This window comes from Lawsonibacter sp. LCP25S3_E2, assembly GCF_052117285.1.
In the GTDB taxonomy this organism is placed as follows: Bacteria; Bacillota; Clostridia; order Oscillospirales; family Oscillospiraceae; genus Lawsonibacter.
This window is the reverse complement of the sequence record NZ_JBQKJL010000006.1, coordinates 116,062-138,011: the sequence shown is the minus strand read 5'-3', so window position 1 is coordinate 138,011 and position 21,950 is coordinate 116,062. Positions and strand designations below refer to the sequence as shown.

The 21,950-nt window shown below is 55.5% G+C and carries 20 protein-coding genes; 6 read left to right on the top strand and 14 right to left on the bottom strand.

Annotated features, from left to right (window positions below):
• Positions 1–2 precede the first annotated feature (2 nt).
• The 6 genes from ACTQ3R_RS07485 to ACTQ3R_RS07460 form a co-directional block, all read right to left on the bottom strand.
• Positions 3–578 (bottom strand): TetR/AcrR family transcriptional regulator, encoded by a 576-nt coding sequence (locus ACTQ3R_RS07485; RefSeq protein WP_441778427.1) that lies wholly within the window; start codon positions 576–578, stop codon positions 3–5.
• Between the two features lie 162 nt (positions 579–740).
• Positions 741–2,120, bottom strand: a complete 1,380-nt coding sequence (locus tag ACTQ3R_RS07480) for a DUF2812 domain-containing protein (protein ID WP_441778428.1) — start codon at positions 2,118–2,120, stop codon at positions 741–743.
• Complete coding sequence (locus ACTQ3R_RS07475) at positions 2,117–2,440, bottom strand: PadR family transcriptional regulator (RefSeq protein ID WP_441778429.1); 324 nt, start codon at positions 2,438–2,440, stop codon at positions 2,117–2,119. The genes ACTQ3R_RS07480 and ACTQ3R_RS07475 overlap by 4 nt, the downstream gene beginning before the upstream one ends.
• Before the next feature lie 138 nt (positions 2,441–2,578).
• Positions 2,579–5,155, bottom strand: a complete 2,577-nt coding sequence (locus ACTQ3R_RS07470; protein ID WP_441778430.1) for a M56 family metallopeptidase — start codon at positions 5,153–5,155, stop codon at positions 2,579–2,581.
• Between the two features lie 11 nt (positions 5,156–5,166).
• On the bottom strand, positions 5,167–5,517 hold the full coding sequence (locus ACTQ3R_RS07465) for a BlaI/MecI/CopY family transcriptional regulator (protein WP_441778431.1): 351 nt from the start codon (positions 5,515–5,517) through the stop codon (positions 5,167–5,169).
• Positions 5,518–5,607: 90 nt separating this feature from the next.
• A complete protein-coding gene (locus tag ACTQ3R_RS07460) occupies positions 5,608–6,711 on the bottom strand; it encodes a hypothetical protein (RefSeq protein ID WP_441778432.1) in 1,104 nt (367 codons plus the stop codon).
• Between the two features lie 227 nt (positions 6,712–6,938).
• On the opposite strand from ACTQ3R_RS07460, the gene ACTQ3R_RS07455 reads away from it, so the two are divergent.
• From ACTQ3R_RS07455 to ACTQ3R_RS07445, 3 genes are all read left to right on the top strand, one after another.
• Positions 6,939–7,316 carry a Fur family transcriptional regulator gene (locus ACTQ3R_RS07455; RefSeq protein ID WP_441778433.1) on the top strand — a complete coding sequence of 126 codons (378 nt, stop codon included), beginning with the start codon at positions 6,939–6,941 and terminating at the stop codon, positions 7,314–7,316.
• Positions 7,313–9,430 (top strand): rubrerythrin, encoded by a 2,118-nt coding sequence (rbr, locus tag ACTQ3R_RS07450; RefSeq protein WP_441778434.1) that lies wholly within the window; start codon positions 7,313–7,315, stop codon positions 9,428–9,430. Before ACTQ3R_RS07455 ends, rbr begins: the two co-directional genes overlap by 4 nt.
• A 153-nt stretch (positions 9,431–9,583) precedes the next feature.
• On the top strand, positions 9,584–10,132 hold the full coding sequence (locus tag ACTQ3R_RS07445; protein ID WP_441778435.1) for a nitroreductase family protein: 549 nt from the start codon (positions 9,584–9,586) through the stop codon (positions 10,130–10,132).
• A gap of 60 nt (positions 10,133–10,192) precedes the next feature.
• Here the strand turns inward: ACTQ3R_RS07445 and ACTQ3R_RS07440 are convergent, their stop codons facing one another.
• The 5 genes from ACTQ3R_RS07440 to ACTQ3R_RS07420 all read right to left on the bottom strand — a co-directional run bounded on the left by ACTQ3R_RS07440 (position 10,193) and on the right by ACTQ3R_RS07420 (position 15,713).
• A complete protein-coding gene (locus ACTQ3R_RS07440) occupies positions 10,193–11,506 on the bottom strand; it encodes a histidine kinase dimerization/phospho-acceptor domain-containing protein (RefSeq protein ID WP_441778556.1) in 1,314 nt (437 codons plus the stop codon).
• Positions 11,487–12,212 carry a response regulator transcription factor gene (locus tag ACTQ3R_RS07435; protein ID WP_441778557.1) on the bottom strand — a complete coding sequence of 242 codons (726 nt, stop codon included), beginning with the start codon at positions 12,210–12,212 and terminating at the stop codon, positions 11,487–11,489. The genes ACTQ3R_RS07440 and ACTQ3R_RS07435 overlap by 20 nt, the downstream gene beginning before the upstream one ends.
• 109 nt (positions 12,213–12,321) lie before the next feature.
• On the bottom strand, positions 12,322–13,293 hold the full coding sequence (locus ACTQ3R_RS07430) for a hypothetical protein (RefSeq protein WP_441778436.1): 972 nt from the start codon (positions 13,291–13,293) through the stop codon (positions 12,322–12,324).
• Between the two features lie 395 nt (positions 13,294–13,688).
• Complete coding sequence (locus ACTQ3R_RS07425; RefSeq protein WP_441778437.1) at positions 13,689–15,053, bottom strand: uracil-xanthine permease family protein; 1,365 nt, start codon at positions 15,051–15,053, stop codon at positions 13,689–13,691.
• A gap of 231 nt (positions 15,054–15,284) precedes the next feature.
• Entirely contained in the window at positions 15,285–15,713 is a 429-nt protein-coding gene (locus ACTQ3R_RS07420; protein WP_441778438.1) for an RrF2 family transcriptional regulator, read from the bottom strand.
• A gap of 139 nt (positions 15,714–15,852) precedes the next feature.
• Between ACTQ3R_RS07420 and ACTQ3R_RS07415 the strand changes: the two genes are divergently transcribed.
• The 3 genes from ACTQ3R_RS07415 to ACTQ3R_RS07405 are packed head-to-tail and all read left to right on the top strand — an operon-like array spanning position 15,853 to position 18,849.
• Entirely contained in the window at positions 15,853–17,451 is a 1,599-nt protein-coding gene (locus tag ACTQ3R_RS07415) for a glucosyltransferase domain-containing protein (protein ID WP_441778439.1), read from the top strand.
• 5 nt (positions 17,452–17,456) lie between these two features.
• Positions 17,457–18,428: a glycosyltransferase family 2 protein gene (locus ACTQ3R_RS07410; protein WP_441778440.1), complete on the top strand. Its 972-nt coding sequence runs from the start codon at positions 17,457–17,459 to the stop codon at positions 18,426–18,428.
• Positions 18,400–18,849 (top strand): GtrA family protein, encoded by a 450-nt coding sequence (locus tag ACTQ3R_RS07405; protein ID WP_441778441.1) that lies wholly within the window; start codon positions 18,400–18,402, stop codon positions 18,847–18,849. Before ACTQ3R_RS07410 ends, ACTQ3R_RS07405 begins: the two co-directional genes overlap by 29 nt.
• 39 nt (positions 18,850–18,888) lie before the next feature.
• Here the strand turns inward: ACTQ3R_RS07405 and ACTQ3R_RS07400 are convergent, their stop codons facing one another.
• The 3 genes from ACTQ3R_RS07400 to ACTQ3R_RS07390 form a co-directional block, all read right to left on the bottom strand.
• Positions 18,889–19,554, bottom strand: a complete 666-nt coding sequence (locus tag ACTQ3R_RS07400; RefSeq protein WP_441778442.1) for a TIGR01906 family membrane protein — start codon at positions 19,552–19,554, stop codon at positions 18,889–18,891.
• 115 nt (positions 19,555–19,669) lie between these two features.
• A complete protein-coding gene (locus ACTQ3R_RS07395; protein WP_441778443.1) occupies positions 19,670–21,409 on the bottom strand; it encodes a carbon starvation CstA family protein in 1,740 nt (579 codons plus the stop codon).
• A complete protein-coding gene (locus ACTQ3R_RS07390) occupies positions 21,406–21,945 on the bottom strand; it encodes a hypothetical protein (RefSeq protein ID WP_441778444.1) in 540 nt (179 codons plus the stop codon). The genes ACTQ3R_RS07395 and ACTQ3R_RS07390 overlap by 4 nt, the downstream gene beginning before the upstream one ends.
• Positions 21,946–21,950: the final 5 nt, after the last annotated feature.

Here is a 21,950-nt window from a genome sequence, read left to right as displayed (position 1 = left end):
CCTCACTGGATGGGAATGAATTGTTCCAAATTGGACAGGAGATGATCAATGGGCAGAGGGTCGTCGCTGGAGAGCCACCACCGGATCAGTGAAAGCATGGCTCCCGTATAGAAATGGGCCGCTACCTGGGGGTCCACCTGGGGCGAGGCCTCCCGGAAACGGGGCTCAGTCAACAGGCGGCACAGCTCTCCGGCGGCACACTCCTCCAACGTGTGGGCCTGGGCATCCGCCCCGCTGTTGAGGCAGGCCCGGTACAGCTCCCGGCGCTGGGCAAAAAATTGAAATACGTTGCGCCCAGCGGTAAGCAAATATTCCCTGGGCCCCCATCCCGGCTCCTGGGGCAGACAGGTAGAAGCGCACTCCCGCTCCAGCCCCTCCAGCAGATAGCGCAGCAGCTCCTGCTTGTCATTAAAATGGGCATAAAAGGTGGTGCGGTGCACCATGGCCCGCTGGCAGATGTCCACCACCGATACCTCCTGGTAGGGCCGCTCCACCAGCAGCTGGGCCAGCGCCTCCACCAGCAGCTTGCGGGTCTTGCGCTGGCGCAGGTCCAGGTGGTTCTCCTTCTGATCGTCCATCTTGCTCTCCTCCTTGTTTCAGTGGAGCTATCATAGCTCCTAATTCTACACTTGTCAAGATATTATACATATGTAGTTTATTTTTAATACTGTTTTTGGGTTCCACCCTCCTGATTCCCAAAAAAGGGAGCCCCTTTCCGGAGCTCCCCTTCATTTCTTCTATTAGGTTCCCATATGCAGGATGTCCGCTGCCCGTGCGATTTGCTCGGCGGTAGGCGTCCAGTAAAATTTGATCTCCACAATACGGTCTTCCCAGCAGACCAAATAGGTATTCATCAAGCCATCGTTCCCCAGGAGCTGATAGGCTTCCTGTGCTCCCCAGGGCGCCGGGTCTGCGGGCTCAAAGTGATCCACAAACACAAAGTCCCCCTGCAGCTGGTCCTGCCGGGCGTTGACCAGGCTCTCCTGGATAAATGGATAGAGGGCAGGGACTTTGACATCGGTAATGTCATACCGGATTTGGTAGTCCACCTCCTCGGAATAGAGGGGACGCTGGGTATATTCTCCATAGGTGAGAAACACGCTCTCCTGGATCTCGGCCTTCTTGGACCACCGGGCCTCCACCTCCACCAGGTCCTCCACGATGAGAGGCAGGGGGTCATCATAGATGTCATAGGTGTGCCCGTTCCACTCATAGGTGTCTACCGGGGTGCTGCCCGGAGAAAATGGGAACCGGTTCCCGATCATCAGCGCGAACATCCCTGCAAAGGCGAGAATTACCACCAGCAGGACTCCAACCGAGCTGACCACCATATTTGCCCGCCGGGAGACCCCCTGCCCCTTCAGCCAACCGCTTAGCCGGTTGCCCACCGCCCCGCTGACAAACACCATAACCACACCGAATACTACGGCAGAGGCATAAAAGGCGGACCCTCCCATGGACAGCAGCAGGAACAGCGCCGCAACGGCCAGCACAAACCAGCTGAGAAACTGGTGGCTTCGGACCGGAAGAAACACCCCATCCCGTGCCGCTTTTTTGGCCCTGCGGCACCAGTGAAAGCAGAACCATAGCTCATAGCCCTCTACGAGGATCAGCAGCGGCCACATGGGAAGGGACAAAAGTTTGTAGCTACTGGCCAGATAGTCCACCGGAGCATGCCAAAGCTCCCACAGTTGAAACACCAGGTAAAAAACCGAAATAGGCAGGGACACAAGCTGGGTGGGCACCACGGTTTTTTTCATGGTTCGGCAGATGGTTTCCACCTGGGTCACCGGGTCGGTGTCGATGGGCACGGGGTTTTCTTGTGTGGAATAAAAAATCTGCATGGCTCCCCAGCGAACCGCCAGCTGCCACCCGTCCTGGGTACAGAACTCCTCTCGGGTCAGCTGTCCCTCGCTGGGCTTTGGGTCAAATTCCGAGGCTTCAGGAAAATAGGTAACGGCAAAGTGAAGCCTTTGGGGTTCCGTCCGCTCATACGTCCAGAAGAGATTCCCCAGCTTTTGGATCATCCAGCCCTTTGCCGCCATCTCCTCCAGCTTTGTTTCAATGGTCTTCTGATCAAAGGGCGAAAAATTGGCAAAACAGCGCTTGACCTTGCTCATCCCTCTGCCTCCTTTCCCAGCAGCCGCTCATAATCGGCGGTTTGCTCCCGCAGGCGCTGATACTCCTGCTTTAGCATTCCCTGTCCCTTCTCTGTGATCATATAACTGCGGCGGCGGCCCTCCGCCTTGGTCTCCCGGATCATCCCTTCTGTGGTAAATTGCTCCAGAAGGTCATAGAGGGTACCGGAACCGATGGCTACCCTCCCCCCGGTCATGGTCCGCACCAGCTCCAGAATGTCCATCCCCCGGCGCTCCTCACAAAGGCAGAGCAGAATATAAAACATCTGCTGGGTGAGGGTTTGAAATTTCTCTCTGGGCATCCCGGCCGCTCCTTTCTCGATGATCGAGTTTTCTGATTTTATTATATCTCGAATATCGAGAAAGTCAAGAAAAACAGCGCCCCCAGCTTGTGCCGGGGGCGCTGTTTTTCCTAATCTGCGACATGCAAAAAAGCTGTGCTACTCCCCAATAAACTGTTCAAGGGCCAGCAGGTTTTCCCGCAGGCTCAGATTCTCGTCATAGGCAAAGTCCCCATACCGAAGCCACCACAGGTTGTCCTGTGGGTGGTCCGGATCGATGCCATCCAAAGCGGTATCCGTGGTCACCAGGAGCTTACTTTGTGCCAGCAGGCCGTTGAGCTCATCCATAAAATCAGCGACCGCTTCCCCATCGAAGCTCTCGTGCAGAGGTGTACCCCAGTTCACGTCAAAGCTGACGCTGTTTTCCTGCTTGGTTACGGGGTTTCCCGATTCGTCCAGAGAGAACAGCTCATAGGTGTAGGTGGCGAAACCCTGGTACATGGCGGGATGGTACTGGAGCAGGTAGTCCCCATCTTCCAGGCGGCAGGCAAAGATACTGTTGTAGCCTGGATGGACGGGATATGCCTCTCCCCGCCACAGCTCTGTCCCGTCCTGCTCGGTGACCAGAAGCTCATAACAGGTGTATTCCATTCGATTCGCTGTCAGCTCCACAACTTCCGGGGCCCCGTCATGGTTAAAATCGTAGTCACCGGGGACAATTTCCGTCTGCTGCGTAAAGGAGATACCCTCTCCCCATCCATCTGCACCCACGTCCAACAGCTGGATACTCCCATCCACATAAGCCAGGCGGTGGGACGACACCAAAGTATCCTTCATATACTTCTGACGTTTCATGTAGCTCCGTTTGTCCACATATAAAAAGCCGTCCGACTCTTCGTACCGGAGGCAGTAGTCGTACCTGCCCCGGTCCTGCAGCATGTAACTGGTGTCGTTGGCGTAGTCATAGATGACTACCCGGATGTCAACGATGCCAGAACCCCAGCTGAAGGTGGAGCACAGCTCGGGCAGGCCGTCTCCGGTGAGATCACAGAAGTAGGCGTTCCAGATGGGCATACCTGAAATGAGCGGGCGCAGCTGCCACTCCGCCTCACTCACGGCAGTAATCTGCCCCGGAGTATAACGGAAGGTCACACCGGGGAACTGGGGCACCTGGGTGGTAAGTTCCTTTTCCCAGTCCACCTCCGAGGAAGTCGCATAGTCAAACCATTTGGTCACCGCAGGGGAGGCACTCTCCCCGCTGTAAAAGAAGTGGAGGACCTCCTTTGCCGGGATCGCCTCGCTCCCTCCAAAGCTGGGTGCCGCTGCCAGGTGGATATACCAGCCGTCAATGACTCCCGGCCCGTCCGCTGTATAGGTCCAGGAGGGTTTGCTACTGGCGGGCGTGCCATCCTTCACCTGATACACACAGTATTCCTCCGCTTCAGGAGTGCATTCCCGGATGACGTCCTGCGGCAGATATTTCAGTGCTTCCAAATAGGTCTGGAGCATAAAATAGCTGTCCTGCTCCTCCCACAAAGTGGCCTCGGTCACAAAATACTTGCCCTCGTCGGGGAAAATACGCAGCTGGGCACTGTAAGTCTGCTGATCCCGGAGAAAGAAAAAGCGTACTGTCCCGGAGTCCTTCCACTGAAAGTCGCTGGTAAGGGCAAGTTCAAAATTGTCCCCGTTGACGTACAGATTGGAACCGTCCTCCAGCTTCTCCAGTTTGGCAATCCGCTCCACGATCTCCTGGGGATCGAGGTCGGCGATGTTTGTCCCTTCCATGGGAAAATATCGGCTGGGGGGCGGATCGGTGAGAAAGCACACCGCCGCGGCCGCACAGGCCACCAGGGCCGCCGCAACCAGCCAAAAGGCGGGCCTTTTATAATGCATGACCGACTTGATCCGCTCCTTCACTCCCGCCTCCCCAAAGGCCAGGGGGCAGGCGGCAATGGACCGGCGGCGCACACTGCAATTTAAAAGGGCGGTGGAGTAGCCCCTCCGGTCCTCCAGGCCCATCTCCCGGATGACCTTTTCATCGCAGGCCCCCTCAATGTCACGGCACAGCAGTACATAGGCGACCCACAGCAGGGGGTTGAACCAGTAAACGGACAACAAGGCAAATCCCAGCGGCTTCCACCAGTGATCCTTCCGGCGGATGTGGGCCCGCTCATGGGCCACCACATAGGCCTGGTCGTCCTCCTCCATCCCGTAGGGCAGGTAGATGACCGGACGAAAGAGACCCAGCACAAAGGGCGAATCCACATACTCGCTCTGCTTGATGTTCTCCCGGAGTAGGGTGGCAGTTGCCACCCGGCGCTTTACCAGCCAATAGCTCACAAGGGCATAAAGCGCCATGATGGCCACCCCGGCAATCCACGCACAGGAGAATAGAAACGACCAGACATGGGCAGGGTTGACGCTGGCCCCAGGTGCCGGGGCCAGGCTCTGGTCCAGCACGGGATTCACGGCACTGTTGATAGCCGGGATCCCGCTGTTAATTTGAGGCGCAGCTGTGTACAGGATTTCCGGGGGCAGGGTCTGGGCGCTGGGAATCAGGCTCAGGGCACTCTCGATGGAAAACGGACACACCAGGCGCAGGGCCACCAGGGCCCACAATAGGCAGAAAATCCATTTTGGTGCCTTCCGCAGCACCAGCCGCAGCACCATCACCGCCAGGACCAACCAGCCGGCTGCAATGCTCAGATTGACCAGCTTCAAGAATACTGCTTCCATCGCCGGCCCCCCTATTTCTCAAGAATGCGCCGGATCTCCTCCACCTCTTCCTCAGACAGCGCCTGCCTGCGGGCAAAGGCGGACAGGAACGCGGGCAGCGAGCCCTGAAATTTTTTCTCCATCAGCTCATCAAGCTCAGACACTTGCACCTCTTCCTTTGAGATCAGGGACGAGACCACGCCGTCCTCATTCTTCAGCACTCCCCGCTCCCCCAGGCGCTTGATGACAGTGTAGGTGGTGGTGCGCTTCCATCCCAGCTCTTCCTGACACAACTTCACCAGCTCCGTGGTGGTCACCGGTTCCCGCTCCCACAAAATCAAACAGAAACGGTATTCACTTTCAAATATTTTCGGCGTATCCATATGGGTACCCCCTTCGTCTAATGTAGTAGACACTCTCTACGAAGAAGTCTACTACATTAGACACCCGATGTCAAGGGGGGAAACTTCCTTTTACCGATTCTCCATATTCTGGGGATGAATCTGTTTGAAGGTAAACCATTTATTTCTCTGACAGGAATCGCACAGATAATGGAATTTGTTCTCCTTGGGGTCTGGCCTTGTTGTGACTTCCCTTATCTTCAGCAGGTTCCCACAGTTGGGACAGCGAACCTTTTTTGCCCCGAACAGCCGGCTGCATTCCTTATCGCGTTCCCAATGGAGCAGCTCATCATCCTCGTCTATGGACAGGATACACCTTCCATATCTCATGTGGTACATATAGTAGAGGGCATTATATGACTTTGACGAGTACATCTTTTGGATTCTCGGTTCCTCAAAAAACCGGGTTTTCAAGATGTAACCGGGGATGATGATCTCTTGCGTCAGCACATCAAAAAACACTCTGGTATAGATGTCGCAGGCATGGTCAAATTCCGTTTCCATGAGACGATATAAAAAGCCCCTGCTCCCCACACCCTTCGTAAGCTCCGGATGGTTCCGCCGCACATAGGTGGTATATTCGTAAAAGCAGGTAACCGCTTCACTGTCCCTGCAGTAGTGAGGGTAGACAAAGTAATCATAAAATTCCCTGATGTGCCCGCATAAAGCCTGGTAATCTGCCTGCGTCCTCTCCCCGTTCTCCTTGTGCTCCATGTTCTGGTAGTCTCTCGGATCCTGAAGAAGTGAAGACTTGATTTCCACGGTAAAAATCCCGCTGCTGGCCAAAAAGGTCCGCGTTTCCACTGAAATAACGCCCGAATCCCCCGCACTGATTTGGACATCGCTGCAAATGCGCTGGATGGCCTCAGCCTTTACCCCTTCATCCAATGACACCGGATAGATCAGGCCGTCAAAGGGGGCGTGCTTTTTAAAGTCATCCCTGCGAATGCGGTCATAGGACAAATACCGGAAGGAGCTGTACGCAGAGAGCAGGCGTTCCATCACCAGCTCCGCTTTTTTCCCCTGGATGGTATTTTTTCGGGTTTCTTCCTCCTTCCGGTCGTGCTGCCATGTATTATGGGTATGGCGCACAATGTTTTCAATCTCGGTCCAATCCAGCTCCCCCTCATCCGGAGCTGCGCAGATGACCATATCGCCATATTTTTGGTACTTCATTGGCTTTCCTCCTCCCAACCTGTGTCACCCAGATGTTTCAACATTGCCCAGCTATTTGTAAGTCGATCATACACAAAAACACAAAGATTATCAACCTTACAAAGACACAAATCTGCTTTGCTTTCCTTCCCAGCGCAATATACTCCGTTCCCTTCAATTTCTCTTGACTTTTCTCCCCAAATTTATATAATAAGAATTAGAATCATTCTAATTTGGTGTTGAGTGCTGTGACGAAATACGGAACAAAAATTTTAGAAATCATCTCCTCCTCCCACAGTCATATGACTGCCGAAGAAGTGTTTATCGTACTGCGGCAAACCTTTCCTAAGGTGGCTTTGGCCACGGTATATAACAACCTGAACCATCTGTGGCAGGAGGATTGCATCCGCAAGGTATCCGTAGAAGGCATGCCGGACCGGTATGACCGGACACAGCGTCACGACCATTTGGTATGCAAACAGTGCGGCCGGTTGTTGGATGTGGATTTGGGGGACCTGACTGCCCAGTTGGAGAAGGCGGTGGGGCGTTCGATCCTGTCTTACGACTTGAAATTGATGGATCTATGTGAGGAATGTAGGAAGAACAACAAACAGAAAGGAATGTGAGGAATCTGAATCATCTGCCTTTATCCGTCCGCGTTCCCATCGAAGCGGACAACCCCAGCATTGTGCGCTGGGAAGAAAAATGTATCCGGTGCGGTATGTGTAAGGAGGCCTGTACCAATCTGATGGGAGTACACGGCGCCTACACACTGGAGGAAACCGGAGGAAAGGCCATCTGCATTTACTGCGGACAGTGCGCCAACGTCTGCCCTGTGGACAGCATCACCGAGCGGGACGAGTGTCCCCAGGTACGGCGCGCCATTGCCGACCCCGACAAAGTTGTGGTGGTCAGCACCTCCCCTGCAGTCCGGGCCTCTCTGGGTGAGGAATTCGGCATGGAGCCCGGAGCCTTTGTGGAGGGAAAAATGGTGGCTCTGCTCCGGGCCCTGGGGGCCGACTATGTGTTGGACACCAACTTTGCCGCCGACCTCACCATTGTGGAGGAGGCCAGCGAGCTGATCCAGCGCATCACCCAGAAGGACCGCCCCCTCCCCCAGTTTACCAGCTGCTGCCCCGGCTGGGTCCATTTTGCGGAGATTTACGCCCCGGAGCTGCTGCCCCATCTCTCCACAGCCAAAAGCCCCATTGGAATGCAGGGGCCCACGGTAAAGACCTATTTTGCCCAAAAGATGGGGTTGGACCCTCAAAAGATCGTCCACGTCACCCTGACCCCATGCACCGCCAAAAAGTTTGAAGTCCGGCGGGAGGAGATGCACGCCGCTGCCGACTACCACGGCATGGAAGACATGCGGGACACCGACCAGGTGATCACCACCCGTGAGTTGGCCCGCTGGGCCAAAGATGCCGGGATCGACTGGACCGCTCTGGAGGACTCCGCCTATGACTCTTTGATGGGCAAGGCCTCCGGCGCCGGGGTCATTTTCGGCAATACCGGCGGCGTCATGGAAGCGGCCCTGCGCACCGCCTATGAATACCTCACTGGCCAAAAAGCCCCGGAAACCCTGCTTCAGCTCCAGGCTGTGAGAGGCTATGAGGGCGTCCGGGAGGCCCAGGTGGCGGTGGGAGAGCACACTCTCCGGGTCGCCGTAGTCTACGGCACTGCCAACGCCCGCAGCTTCCTCAAACGCATGAAGGATGAGGGAAAAGAGTATCACTTTGTAGAAGTCATGGCCTGCCCCGGCGGCTGCATTGGCGGCGGCGGCCAGCCGAAGAACCTGATGAAGGATGGAGACGAAATCCGCAGGAGCCGTATTGCCGCCCTCTATCAGCGGGACGGCTCCATGGCCCTTCGCACCAGCCATGAGAATCCCGAGATCCAGGCCGTCTATGAGGCTTTCTACGGCAAACCTCTCAGCGAGCTGGCGGAACAGATGCTTCATACCACCTATCAGGACCGAAGCGGGCTCATTCAAAAGAAGCCCGACTCCCAGCAGCTTCCCACCGACCTTCCCCATCCGGAAAAAATTACACAAGGAGAGCAAACAACGATGAGCAAGTGGAAATGTAAAATTTGCGGCTACATTTATGAAGGTGAAACCCTGCCTGAGGACTTTACCTGCCCGCTGTGCAAACAGCCCGCCTCCGCTTTTGAAAAGATCGAAGAGGCCCCTGTGAAAAACGGCAACAAGTATGCCGGCACTCAGACCGAAAAGAACCTGGAAGCCGCTTTTGCCGGAGAGTCCCAGGCCCGGAACAAGTACACCTATTTCTCCGCTGTGGCCCAGAGCGAAGGGTACGAGCAGATCGCCGAGCTCTTCCTGAAAACCGCCGAAAATGAAAAGGCCCACGCCAAACTGTGGTTTGAGGAGCTCCATGGAATTGGCGACACGGCCGAAAATCTCCTCCATGCCGCTCAGGGGGAAAACTATGAGTGGACGGATATGTACGACGGCTTCGCCAAAACGGCCGAGGAAGAGGGTTTCCCCGAGCTGGCCGCCAAATTCCGCCTGGTGGCCGCCATTGAGAAACGCCATGAGGAGCGTTACCGCGCTCTGCTGCACAATGTGGAAACCGCTCAGGTCTTTGAGAAGAGTCAGGTCAAGGTATGGGAGTGCCGCAACTGCGGACACATTGTCGTCGGCACTGCCGCCCCGGAGGTGTGCCCCACCTGCCTTTATTCCAAGAGCTTCTTTGAAGTAAGCTGCGAGAACTACTGATTCACCTTTCATTGAAAGGGCGGCGAGACCAGAGTCTCGCCGCCCTTTCGTCGTTTTCAATGGGTCTCTCGACCGCTTCAAAAGAATTGACACACCTCCCCGTGGGTGTTATCATTTTTCCAGATATCACCGCTTAGAAAGGAAGGCTCTCCCATGCTGTTTGAAGAATGTGTAAGGGGCAGAAGAAGTGTGAGAAAATTCTCTGACCAGGACATTTCTCAGTCTGTTCTGGAAGAAATCGTGGATCTGGCCCGGTTCTCTCCCTCTTGGAAAAATACCCAGGTTCCCCGCTACCATGTCATCAAGAATCCCCAGACCAAAGAAGAAATTGCCCGAAACTGTGTGCTGAATTTTGACTTTAATGCCAAGACTATTCTCCGCTGCAAGGCGCTGGTGCTGGTGACTGTGGTGGAAAAGCTCAGCGGATATGAGCCTGACGGCAGCTTCTCCACCTCTCAGGGGGACCGGTGGGAGATGTTTGATGCGGGGATCGCCACCCAGACCTTCTGTCTGTCTGCCTACGCCAAAGGAGTGGGCAGCGTCATTTTAGGGGTGTTCGATGAGAACAAGATCCGCCAGTACATCTCCCTTCCCCAGGGAGAACGGGTCACCAACCTCATCGCTCTGGGGTATCCTCTGGAGCCGGCCAAGGCCGCCCCACCCCGCAAGGATGTTTCTGATCTTTTACATGTGGTGGAATAAATGACAACACGCGGAGAACGGACCAATCCGTTCTCCGCGCCTTTTTGTGTGGGATATATATTAAGCCAGAGGAAAGCGAAGCGTTACCTGGAACATCTCTCCAGTCTGCACTGTCTCCAGGCTCCCTTCCATTTTTTCCATCATGGCCCGCATGTTGGAAAGGCCAATGCCGCTGCTGCTTTGTCCAGAGGCCTCAGGAGCGATGGCGTTGGTCACACGAAAACAGATTTCCTGTCCCTCCACCACCATAGCGACACGCACCGCTTGCGCGGGAAGGGCATATTTTATCAGATTGGACGCAATGTTGTCCATCAGGCGCTTCACATAGGGCGCATAGACACAAATTCTTCCATCGGGCCAACCCGTTTCCAATTGAAGCTGAAGGCCCTGGCGCTCCAAATAAGCGGCCATTTCCGACAGCGGATCATGGAAAATCTCCCGAACCGCTTCCGATGCCTCTAAAATGACCTGAGGCTCCCCCTGTACCAGGGAATACTCAAAAATATTTTCCGCCAGCTGCTTAATTTGAGATATTTTCCCATCAATACGGTTGAGATATTCCTCGGCCTGACCGCTGTTTTCAAATTTCCGATAACGCAGGATATCCGTATAAATCTGTATGGCCGTAAGGGGCGTGCGCAAATCGTGGGACATTTGTGTGATGATAATCTGGTTGTTTCGATAGAGCTCCTTCTCCCGTTCTCTCTGTTCCCGAAACGAGAGGCGCATAGAATTCAGTCCCCGCGCCAGGGTAGAGAGCTCATGATCCCCTTTGACGTAAATTTCCTGGTCCAGATCGCCTCCCTCCATAGCTTGGATCTGATCGCTGAGCAGGCAGATATACTCCACCAATTTCCGGATTCCCAGGATAAAAATCACCAGAAAGACTCCAAAGGACAGCGCCAGACTGGTAATGGTCAAAAAGACATACCACTGGTAGGCTTCACCCGAATATAAGACCACATCCGCCGGTCCGTCTGAAAATTCAACCTCGTAATAGGACACCCAATCGTAGTAGGGTGCCTCCAGGTCCTGTTCTCCATCGCTGGATTCCGCGGGGGCCAGGGACGTATAGAGCAAAACATTGGAGCGGTAAATTTCCATCAGGATCAATGGATTCCTACGGACCCACTGGGTCAGTTCCTGTGTGTCGCTGGCAGCAAGGTTATGTTCGGTAACATACTCCTGAAATAACGCCACCTGCTCCTCCACATGCTGTTCCTGTCTGTGGTCCTGCTCCAGATATCGCCCCAGAAGCACGCCGCCTCCCACCTTCAGGGTAAAAAACAGCACGCCGCTGACGCACCCCGCCAGGCATAAAAGTCCCCCATGCTGGGTAATCAATCCCTTGCGTCTACAGCTCTTCCCGGTCATTGATTTCAAAGCGATACCCCTTTCCCCAGACAGTCTTTAAATAACGGGGATTCTGCGGGTCCTGTTCAATTTTGACGCGCAGCTTTCGGATATGAACCATGACAGTGCCGTTGGAAATATAGTAATAGGGCTCTCCCCACACGCTTTCATAGATATTCTGGGTGGAAAAGATACGCTGCGGGTTCTGCATTAGGAGACGAAGAATTTTATATTCGATTTCCGTCAGCTCCACCTCCTGCCCCCGGACCCAGACTTGGTTATAATCCAGACTGATTCGAATTCCCCGTGCGGAGAGAATATTATCCCGGCTCAACGCTCCCGCCTGGGCCTTTCCCCGATAAACGCAGTACCGGCGCAGCAAAGCCTTGACCCGTCCCACCAATTCCGCATAAGAAAAGGGCTTGGAGAGATAATCATCCCCGCCGGCAATCAGCCCCACCAGCTTGTCCGATTCCTGCGCTTTGGCGGTGAGAAACAAGATGGGAACTGCGGAACGCTTGCGGATTTCCTCACAGACATGCAGGCCGGAAAAGCCCGGCATCATAATATCCAAAATGACAAGATCCACCGTATCCGTCAGCCGTTCCAGCGCCTCATACCCGTCAGCTGCCTCTAAGATCATGTAGTGTTCTCCACTGAGCAGGATCCGAAGCCCTTCCCGGATCTCACTGTCATCGTCCACAATCAAAATAGTCTGTACATCCATCATCAACCGCCCCTCCTTTCTTATCTTCCTAATACAGAGTACCCCCCAGCAAATACTGGGAGGTACTCTGGTGTTATGTTCAATCTGCCCTGGGCACTCAAATCAGTGCTCAGTTCTTGGAAGCCTTGCCGGTCTGATTCTTGCCGGTCTGATTCTTGCCGGTCTCAGTGGCTGCAGTGCCCTTGTTGCTGTTGCTCTTGGGAGTCTTCTTTTGGAAGTTCTTCTCAAAAGCGCTCTTCTTTCGATTTCTATTCTGCTTGCCGCTGTTCTTCTTGACCGTATCCTTCTTTGTGGTATTGTCTCGGGCAGCGTTGCGCTTTTTGTTGTTCTTCTTATTGGTATCCTTCTTATTGGTATCCTTCTTGTTGGTGTCCTTTTTGTTGGTGCCCTTCTTATTGGTGTCCTTCTTATTGGTGCCCTTCTTATTGGTGTCCTTCTTATTGGTGTCCTTCTTATTGGTGTCCTTCTTATTGGTGTCCTTCTTATTGGTGTCCTTCTTGCTGGTATCCTTCTTGCTGGTATCCTTCTTGCTGGTATCCTCCTTGCTGGTATCCTCCTTGCCGGAGTTCTTCTTGCTGGTGTCCTCCTTGCCGGAGTTCTTCTTGCTGGTATCCTCCTTGCCGGAGTTCTTCTTGCTGGTGTCCTCCTTGCCGGAGTTCTTCTTTGCAGCGTCCTTTCTGGTCTTTTCCTTCGCGGCACTGTTCTTTCTGGCCTCATCCCGCTTGGAATTCTTATGCTTGGAGCTTCCCTTCTTGGAATCGCTCTTCTTCTCGTTCTTTTCGGCGGCCTTCTTTTCCTTTTCAGCGACATCCTTCCGCAGGCTTCTCCGGCTTACGGTACTGCTGTGAACGGTGCCTTTTCCAGCGGCACTCTTTTCACCGCCCTGCTTGCTTTCCCCGTCGCTTTTCTCCATGCTTTTGTCTGCGCTTTTATCTCCATCCTGACTCTGGCTGATCGAGGTGGTGGGCTTTTTATCGCCGCCCTTTCCTGTAGTACACCCCGTCATTACGGAGACAGACATGACCAAAGCGAGGGCCAGGGCCATTGCGCTTCTAAATTTACGTTTTGCCAACGTCTTCATAATAGTACTTCCTTCCAATGTTGTTTTTCAGGCGCTCCATCTCCGCTTGCCCACGGCAATTCCTTTGAGCAGCAATAGAATGGGAACTGTCAGCACTAGGATAAGGATTATGTTTTTCATCACAGGCTTTTTTCTGCTTTGCATCATCGTAATGGTTCCTTTCCCGGTTCTTCTAGGGAGCTGTCCCTGATGGTCTGCATTTTACGCCCTATTTCTTAATCCTTTACCTGTGAACTTCTTAACGATTCTTAATTCCTTTTTTCTCAAAAAGCAGCCGTTCGCCTCCGCTCTCACGCAAGTCAAGAAACAAATAAAAAATCCCCCCTGATGCAGAAAGCTACATCAGGGGGGATCGCGCTTGTCCCAAACAGCGGCAGCGCTGCTGTTTTAATTGTTTACACCTTGAAGTTTACGGCAGTATCACCCTTCTCGTCAGCGCCGAACTCATAGTCCTTGCCGGGAAGGATGGCGTTGAGGACAATACCGGTGATGGCGGCCACGGCCAGACCGGACAGGCTGATGGTAGCCTCCCCTACCTGGAAGGTCACCGCGCCGGAGTAGTTGATACCGATGGCCAGCACCATAATGAGGGCGGCAATGATGACGTTGCGGCTGTTGGTGAAGTCCACCTGGTTCTCCACCACATTGCGCACACCCACGGCGGAAATCATACCGTACAGCACCATGGACACCCCGCCCATGGTGGCAGTAGGCATGGCGGAGACCAGGGCGGCAAACTTGGGGGAGAAGGAAAACAGGATGGCAAGACCGGCGGCAATGCGGATGACACGGGGGTCATAAACCTTGCTGAGGGCCAGCACACCGGTGTTCTCACCGTAGGTGGTGTTGGCAGGAGCACCGAAGATAGAAGCCAGAGAGGTGGCCAGACCGTCGCCCAGGAGAGTGCGGTGGAAGCCGGGATTTTGGAGGTAGTTGCGCTCACAGGTGGAGGAAATGGCGCACATGTCGCCAATATGTTCCACCATGGTAGCCAGGGCCAGAGGCATAATGGTCACTGCGGCGGTGAGGAGCAGGCCGGTATCCAAGTCGGGACGGCTGAACAGGCCAAAGAGAGTATCCTCAAACCGGAAGGGCAGGCCGATCCAGGCCGCATCGGCCAGAGCCTGAAGCTTGGCCGAGTCCATGGTATGCATACCGGTGATCTGGCAAATAACGGCCACAGCGTAGGAACCTACCACACCCAGAAGGATGGGGATGATCTTCACCATACCCTTACCCCAGATGTTGCAGCCCACCACAATGGCGATGGCAATGAGGGCGATGGCCCAGTTGTCCCGGCAGTTGGTGATGGCGGTGGAGGAGAGGGTCAGACCGATACAAATAATGACCGGACCGGTGACAATGGGCGGGAAGAAACGCATAACCTTCTTCGTACCGAAGATTTTAAAGAGCGCGGACAGGATCACATACATAAGGCCCGCCAGCATAACGCCGAAGCAGGCATAGGGCAGCATCTCATTGTTGGGGGTGCCATCCTCCAGCATGGGGGCCACAGCGGCATACCCACCGATGAAGGCGAAGGAGGAACCCAGGAAGGCGGGCACCATCCGCTTCGTTAAAAGGTGGAACAGCAAAGTGCCCAGACCCGCAAACAACAGGGTAGCGGACACGGAAAGCCCGGTAAGGGCGGGGACCAGCACCGTGGCGCCAAACATGGCGAACATATGCTGCACGCCCAGGATGAACATCTTCGGCCGGCCCAGCTGCCGGGCGTCATAGATGCCTTCGTTCTGATTCATTTTCATTTCTCCCTTCTCTAACACGCATAAAAAAAGACAATCACCATGTGATTGTCACCACTCCACGAAAAAAGGAAACACTGACCCGGACCCTGTGCCCAGCCGTGCGGACAATTTGGTCATGGCGTCCTCCCCCTTTCATGTTCCGAAGTATCATACCAGAACTTTCCCCCGGACGCAAGAGGAAATTTCATCATTTTTCAACTTTTCTCGCCCGCACGGGAGGGGGACTCAGTCCTCCCCCTCCAGCTCCCGTGCCTTTTGGGCCAGATGTTCCAAAGTCGTGCGGTCAAAGTAGTCCTGAATAAGACCGTTGAGCTCCCGCCACATGGGCAATGTGGGACACTTTTCTCCCCGAGGACAGCCGGCCTCCCCGAGTCCCTGGCAGGACACGGGAGAAAGGGCATTCTCCGTGGCCCGCAAAATCTCTCCCGCGGTACACTCCCGTGCGGGCTTGGACAGCTGATAGCCGCCCCCCTTTCCGCGCACGCCGGTGACAAGCCCTACCTGCACCAGCTTTTTCATAATGGCTTCCAAATATTTTTCCGAAATGTCCTGGCGGCGGGCCACATCCTTCAGGGCCACATAGCCCTGCCCCTCCCGCTGGGCCAGCTCAATCATCACCCGCAGGGCATACCGGCCCTTGGTGGAGATCATCATGGGCCACCCCTCCTTTCATTCATTAAACCTATTATAACAGGGGGTTTCTCCTTTTGCAACCCTCTCCCCCTTGCAAAATCCACCCTTTGGGCCTATAATGTATGCTGTATTGTTATCATTTTCCTCCAGGAGGATTTCTATGTTCATGGATCAACTGAGCCGTTCCCTGTGGCAAAAAGCCGGCCCCAACCGCCGCGCCGCCTTCTTTGGCTGCTTTGCGGCAGGGTATCTGGGGCACCTTTACGCTTTTACCAACTTAATTCCCAATTCCGACGGACTGAGCCGGGTCTTCGACCCCCAGCAGATGACCGTCTCCGGGCGGTGGTTTCTTCACTACGCCTCTTCCCTCAACGATTTCACCCAGATGCCTGCCCTCATTGGGCTTTTGTCGGTGCTCTTTCTGTCTCTGGCCGCCGCTTTGGCCGTAGATGTGCTGGAGCTTCGCAGCCGCACCCTCTCCGCTCTCACCGGGGCGGTAATGGCCCTTTTCCCCTGCGTAGGGTATACGTTCCTCTATCTGTTTACCGCCTCGGCTTACTGCCTGGCCATTTTCCTGGCCGTCCTGTCTGTGTGGCTGGCCCGGAAAGGCCGGGTTCGGTGGCTGCTTGGGGCCGTGACCCTGGCCCTGGCCATGGGCACCTATCAGGCCTACGCCACTGTGGCCATTGCACTGTCTTTGCTGGTGGTGCTGGGCCGGGTACTGGACAAGGGGAGCTCCTTCCGGGACACCCTGAACCTGGGGCTTCGTCTGGTAGGTTACCTGGCAGTGGGCGCGGTACTCTACTATGTGATCTTGCTGGTTTTTTTAAAGGTAAAGGATCTGGAGCTGCTCTCCTACCTGGGGATGGACGCCGCAGCGGAGGGCTTCCCCTTCCTTCAGCTTCCCAGCCTCATCCTGGAGTGCTATAAACAAGCCATCGCCTTTTTCTTTCTTCCCGGCTCGGCAAACGGCTTTGCTAACTGGTTTCTGGTCCTCCTGGACCTTTTTGCTCTGGCTCTGGGGCTTTTGGCTCTGTGGGCGGTATTTTCCCAACGCAGACTTTTTTCGGAGAAGTGGCGGCCCATCGGCGCTCTGGCGCTGCTGGCTCTGCTGCCTCTGGGCATGAACTTCATGCAGGTATTGAGCCCCTACTCTGCCCCCACCCCCCTTATGAAGTATGCCTTTGTGTCTGTTTACCTGTTGGTTTTTCTCGCCTTGGACCGGGCGGACACATTGGAGCATTTGGGAAAGCTGCGCCTTCTTCTCCCCGCCGGAGCCGTGTGGTGTGCGCTTCTGCTTCTCTTCTGCCTGAATACCAATAACTTGCTTTATACTGCCTCCGCCCAGGCCCACCGGGCCACAGAGAGCTACGCCACCCGGCTGCTGGGGCGGATCGAGAGCTGTGAGGGATATGAACCGGGGATGGAGATCGCCATTGTGGGGGCCGTCCCCGCCGATCAGATTCAGTCGGACATCCCCAGCTATCTCCAGGTGGACCACTACAGCGTACCCATCCACTCGGTCCTCCCGCTCAACAAACACATCTACTACTACCTGAACAGCTGGCTGAGCTTCCCGGTGGAAGAGCCCTCGGAGGAGACCATGATTTCCATCTCGGACTCCGCCGCTTTCCAGGCCATGCCTCTCTACCCCGCCCAGGGCAGCGTCCAGGTGCTGAACGGCCGGGTCGTGGTGCGCATGGGGGAGGAATATACCCCCAAGTCCGACTATGAGCTGGCCTATGAAAACAGGAGATAACGCCTATGCAGGACACAACGAAACAATCTTTGCTTTCGGTCGTCCTCCCCGCCTATAACGAGGAGGCCTCCGTTCCACGCGCAGCTCAGGTCATCTGTTCCCTTCTGGCAGAAGCAAACATCCGCCACGAGATCATTTTTATTGACGACGGCTCTAAAGACGGCACCTGGGCAGCCATTCAAGCCCAGACCGCCCGCCATCCCCAGGTACGCGGCGTACGCTTCTCCCGAAACTTCGGCAAGGAAGCGGCTATCTTCGCCGGTCTGGCCCAGGGGCGCGGGGACTGTGTGGTGGTTTTGGACTGTGACCTGCAGCACCCCCCGGAGAAAATCGTTGAGATGTACCGTCTTTGGGAACAGGGTTATCAAGTGGTGGAGGGAGTCAAGGTAAGCCGCGGCAAGGAGAGCCCCTTGCACACTCTGGCCGCAAAAACCTTTTACTCGCTGATCAGTAACGCCACGGGCATCGACATGTCCCGTGCCTCGGACTTTAAGCTTCTGGACCGCAGAGCGGTAGATACCCTGCTGGCCATGCGGGAGAAAAATGCCTTTTTCCGGGCATTGTCCTCCTGGATCGGCTTCTCCACCGCTCAGGTGGAATTTGAGGTCCAACCACGGCTGGAGGGAGCATCCAAGTGGTCCCTGCGCAGTCTCATCCGGTATGCGCTGGTGAACCTCACCTCCTTCTCCGCCGCGCCGCTGCAGCTCATCACCCTGCTGGGGCTGGTGGTGTTTGTCTGTTCAGTGGGGCTGGGGCTCTGGTCCTTGTGGGAAAAGCTCTCTGGACAGGCCCTGGAGGGCTTTACCACCGTCATCCTCCTGCAGCTCATCATCGGCAGTGTGCTGATGATCTGCCTGGGGATCATCGGCTACTATGTGGCCAGAATCTATGAGGAGATCAAGGACCGGCCCCGGTATATCGTGGCCGACCTCTGCGAGGACAAGACCAATGATGGACAAGCTGAAACAGATCTTTGATCCCACCTTTTTCCGCTTTATCCTGGTGGGCATTGTAAACACCCTGGTAGGCTATGGGGTCATGTTCGGCCTCTATAACCTGGCTGGACTGCACACCTGGGGAGACGCCGGGTACTGGATTTCTTCCGCAGCCAACTACGTGGTAGGAAGTATCGTAAGCTTTTTTCTCAACAAGCATTTCACCTTCCGCAGTCGAGAGACGGGAGCCGGGGTTGTAGCCCGGTTCATCGTCAACATCTCCGTGTGCTGGCTGCTGGCCTATGGCCTAGCCCAGCCGGTGATGGAACAGCTGCTGGGCGGGCTGGGACTCAGCGGACAGCTTCAGGGAAACCTCACCATGCTGGCGGGCTCCGGCCTCTTCGTGGTACTCAATTACCTGGGCCAGCGTTTCTTTGCCTTCCGGACTCCAAAATCCAAATAAAATTAAGCTGCCCGAACCGGAAGCGGTTCGGGCAGCTTATTACTTGGCAGGTTTTTTCTTACTCAGTACAAAATCCAGAGTGATGAGCACTGCGCACCAAAGCAGCAAAAGTCCCAGCACCAGAATGGCACAGTTGCGGAAAAAATCCTGGGGCAGGATCAGAATCACCGGGTCGGTCTGCCAGTCAAAGATCCAGTTGTCCTTTCCCGGAAAAAACAGCGTATGAAAAATCACAAAGGCCCGGTTAAAGTCCAAGGAAGCCAAACCCCCGATCAAAAGGAAGGCACCTCCCAGTCCGGCCGCCCCCCAAAAGCCCGGTCCCCGTCCCAAAAAGCGCTGTGGACGGAGCCTTTTCCAGCGGGCAAAGAGCAGCAGCGCCGCCAGTGCAGTCAGTGAGAATCCCAGTACCCGCAGATCCAGCAGGAACAGCTTGCGTACATCCGCAAAGTGACTGGCTCCGGACTCAGAAAAGGGCAGAAGGCCAGCAGAGAAGGTATCGGTCTTTCCAGTACAGTAGTCCAGAACTTGATCATAGGCTTCCCGAATGGTCGGTTCGTTGAGTCCTGTATATTCCTCCAGTCCCAGGGGACCGATCTGGGCATAATAGAAGCCCCGGTAGAGAATGGGCACGGCAATGGAGGCCGACAGCACCCCCAGGGCCAGCAGGACCGCACAGGCAAAGGACAATACTTTACTGGATTTCACAACAACATACCCCACTTTGATATTCTTCTGTTCATCATACCACAGTTTTTCCCAGCGGGCAAACAAAAAGCGGACCCGACCAAATCGGGTCCGCTTTTACAAATTGGACTGGAAATCAGACGTTGGCCTTCTTCTTGAAGAAGATGGTGATCACGCCCTCCACAGCCAGCACGATGGCCAGCACGAAGAGCAGAGTGCCCAGGATGGCCTGCGCGTAGGGGCCCCAGTCAAAGGCACCCGCGGCATCCAGCGGCATACCGCCAGCCCTGGCAATCTCCCCCACCTTGGTGGTCACAGTCTGGAACAGGGACACCAGAGTGACCAACAGCATAAAGGCCATGGGGAAGTAGAACATCTTGTTGTTGCGGCCAATGTTGCCCAGCCAGGCACACACAGTCAGCAGAGCCAGAGCAGCCAGCAGCTGGTTGGCAGCACCAAACAGAGGCCAGATCTTGCCGTAGCCGGTCATACCCAGGCCCACACCCAGCACCACGGTGATGGCAGTGGCCACCACAGGATTGGTGAGAACGGCCTTGAAGCCGGTGGCATCCTTATAGGTCTCGCCGGGCTTCAGCCAGAACTCCTGGAACATATACCGGGCCAGACGGGTGGCGGTATCCAGAGAGGTCAGGCAGAACACGGAAACGGTCAGCACCAGCAGGGAGGCAATGGTAGCCTGGGTGCCGGCCAGACCGGGGATGGAAGCAACCATCCGGGAAATACCGGTGGCAAAGACCTGAGTAGGCACCCGGATGTCGCCGGCGGCGTACTCGGTCCAGATGAAGGACACAGCAGCCAGAGAGATCAGGGCCAGGGCGCACTCGATCAGCATACCGCCGTAGGCGATGGGCTTGGCGTCACGCTCGTGGTCCAGCTGCTTGGCGGTAGTGCCGGAGCCCACCAGGGAGTGGAAGCCGGAAATAGCACCGCAGGCGATGGTGACAAACAGAGCGGGGAACATATAGCCCAGGGTGGTATAGGGGTCCTTCCAAGCGGTGAAGGCGGGCATATCCATGTGGGCGGCGTCCGCACCGGTGAGGCCGGCGCCGATGACGCCCACAGCGGCGATGATCATCATGGCGTACAGCAGGAAGGAGCTGAGATAGTCACGGGGCTGCAGCAGGATCCACACGGGAGCCACGGAAGCAACCAGGATGTAAGCGCCGATGATCCACATCCAGGCGGAGCTGCTCAGGTAGATGGGATGCCACTTCAGGCCGACATACAGGCAGATCACGATACCGATCACGCCGGCAATGGTAGCCACGGACAGGGGGGCGCCCTTCCGATAGACAAAGAAACCGAACAGGATGGCCATCACGATGAACAGCAGGGAGATCATAGCCACAGAGGCGTTAGTCTCATTCAGGGAACCGTCGGTGTTGAAGCCCACGAAAGTGCTGGCCACGATGGAAGCGAAAGCGGCCACCACCAGCACCAGGGTCAGGTAAGAAAAGATCAAAAACAGCTTCTTGGCCCGGTCGCCGATGTTCAGAGCGACCACCTCACCCAGGGACTGGCCCTTGTGGCGGATGGAGGCGAACAAAGCGCCATAGTCGTGGACGGCACCGAAGAAGATGCCGCCGATCAAAACCCACAGCACCACAGGCACCCAGCCGAACACAGCAGCCTGGATGGGGCCGTTGATGGGGCCGGCGCCGGCGATGGAGGAAAAGTGGTGTCCCATCAGCACGGGGGCCTTGGCGGGGACATAGTCCATACCGTCCTCCAGCTCATGGGCGGGGGTGACCTTGGAGTCGTCAACGCCCCACTGCTTGGCAAGCCATCCGCCGTAGAAAATGTATCCTGCGACCAGAATGATAATGCCAACGATTACAACAAGCATTGCATTCATTGAGTTTTCTCCTCTCCTTTATAGTTAGCAATGATGCGTTCCACCAGGCGCTTGAGGTCTTTCTCCAGGACCTTTCCCGCCCGATTGGTGGAAATCTCGCCTGTGGACAAGTCCACGGCGGCTATACGAAACTCCATCCATCCATGGAGCGATAGCTTAAATTCCCGGCGCTTTTTCAGCTTTTTCAGCTGCTGCAGAGTCCGGGGGGCGGCACTCTCATAGAGAACCACCGCAGTCAAATAGGTACTCATATGCTGGGAATGGGGCTTGATCCGTGGTTCTCCATCGGAGAGAACCTGAGCAAAGATCTTTTCCCCGCTCCCCTCCTCCAGCTGCTCGACTTCCCACAGGTAGAGGTACTCGTGACTTTCCGCCGCCCACAGCTCTGCCTTCTTGCTCAGCACATATTGGCTCTCTCGGGAGTGATAGGCACAAAGGGCCTTCAGCGGGCCCTCCCCTGGGATCTCCTCCACGTCATAATAGGCGGAGTAGGCCCCGATCAGGCCCCGGACAACAGCTTGGCTCAACTGGGACACACGCG

What these genes read in the sequence shown, in the direction of transcription:
- ACTQ3R_RS07460 (WP_441778432.1), bottom strand. Translation starts at nt 6,711, where the DNA reads ATGAAGTACCAAAAATATGGCGATATGGTCATCTGCGCAGCTCCGGAT.
- ACTQ3R_RS07485 (WP_441778427.1), bottom strand. Translation starts at nt 578, where the DNA reads ATGGACGATCAGAAGGAGAACCACCTGGACCTGCGCCAGCGCAAGACC.
- ACTQ3R_RS07480 (WP_441778428.1), bottom strand. Translation starts at nt 2,120, where the DNA reads ATGAGCAAGGTCAAGCGCTGTTTTGCCAATTTTTCGCCCTTTGATCAG.
- ACTQ3R_RS07475 (WP_441778429.1), bottom strand. Translation starts at nt 2,440, where the DNA reads ATGCCCAGAGAGAAATTTCAAACCCTCACCCAGCAGATGTTTTATATT.
- ACTQ3R_RS07445 (WP_441778435.1), top strand. Translation starts at nt 9,584, where the DNA reads ATGCTGTTTGAAGAATGTGTAAGGGGCAGAAGAAGTGTGAGAAAATTC.
- ACTQ3R_RS07420 (WP_441778438.1), bottom strand. Translation starts at nt 15,713, where the DNA reads ATGATGATCTCCACCAAGGGCCGGTATGCCCTGCGGGTGATGATTGAG.
- ACTQ3R_RS07465 (WP_441778431.1), bottom strand. Translation starts at nt 5,517, where the DNA reads ATGGATACGCCGAAAATATTTGAAAGTGAATACCGTTTCTGTTTGATT.
- ACTQ3R_RS07440 (WP_441778556.1), bottom strand. Translation starts at nt 11,506, where the DNA reads ATGACCGGGAAGAGCTGTAGACGCAAGGGATTGATTACCCAGCATGGG.
- ACTQ3R_RS07410 (WP_441778440.1), top strand. Translation starts at nt 17,457, where the DNA reads ATGCAGGACACAACGAAACAATCTTTGCTTTCGGTCGTCCTCCCCGCC.
- ACTQ3R_RS07395 (WP_441778443.1), bottom strand. Translation starts at nt 21,409, where the DNA reads ATGAATGCAATGCTTGTTGTAATCGTTGGCATTATCATTCTGGTCGCA.
- ACTQ3R_RS07425 (WP_441778437.1), bottom strand. Translation starts at nt 15,053, where the DNA reads ATGAATCAGAACGAAGGCATCTATGACGCCCGGCAGCTGGGCCGGCCG.
- ACTQ3R_RS07430 (WP_441778436.1), bottom strand. Translation starts at nt 13,293, where the DNA reads ATGAAGACGTTGGCAAAACGTAAATTTAGAAGCGCAATGGCCCTGGCC.
- ACTQ3R_RS07415 (WP_441778439.1), top strand. Translation starts at nt 15,853, where the DNA reads ATGTTCATGGATCAACTGAGCCGTTCCCTGTGGCAAAAAGCCGGCCCC.
- ACTQ3R_RS07470 (WP_441778430.1), bottom strand. Translation starts at nt 5,155, where the DNA reads ATGGAAGCAGTATTCTTGAAGCTGGTCAATCTGAGCATTGCAGCCGGC.
- ACTQ3R_RS07405 (WP_441778441.1), top strand. Translation starts at nt 18,400, where the DNA reads ATGATGGACAAGCTGAAACAGATCTTTGATCCCACCTTTTTCCGCTTT.
- ACTQ3R_RS07435 (WP_441778557.1), bottom strand. Translation starts at nt 12,212, where the DNA reads ATGGATGTACAGACTATTTTGATTGTGGACGATGACAGTGAGATCCGG.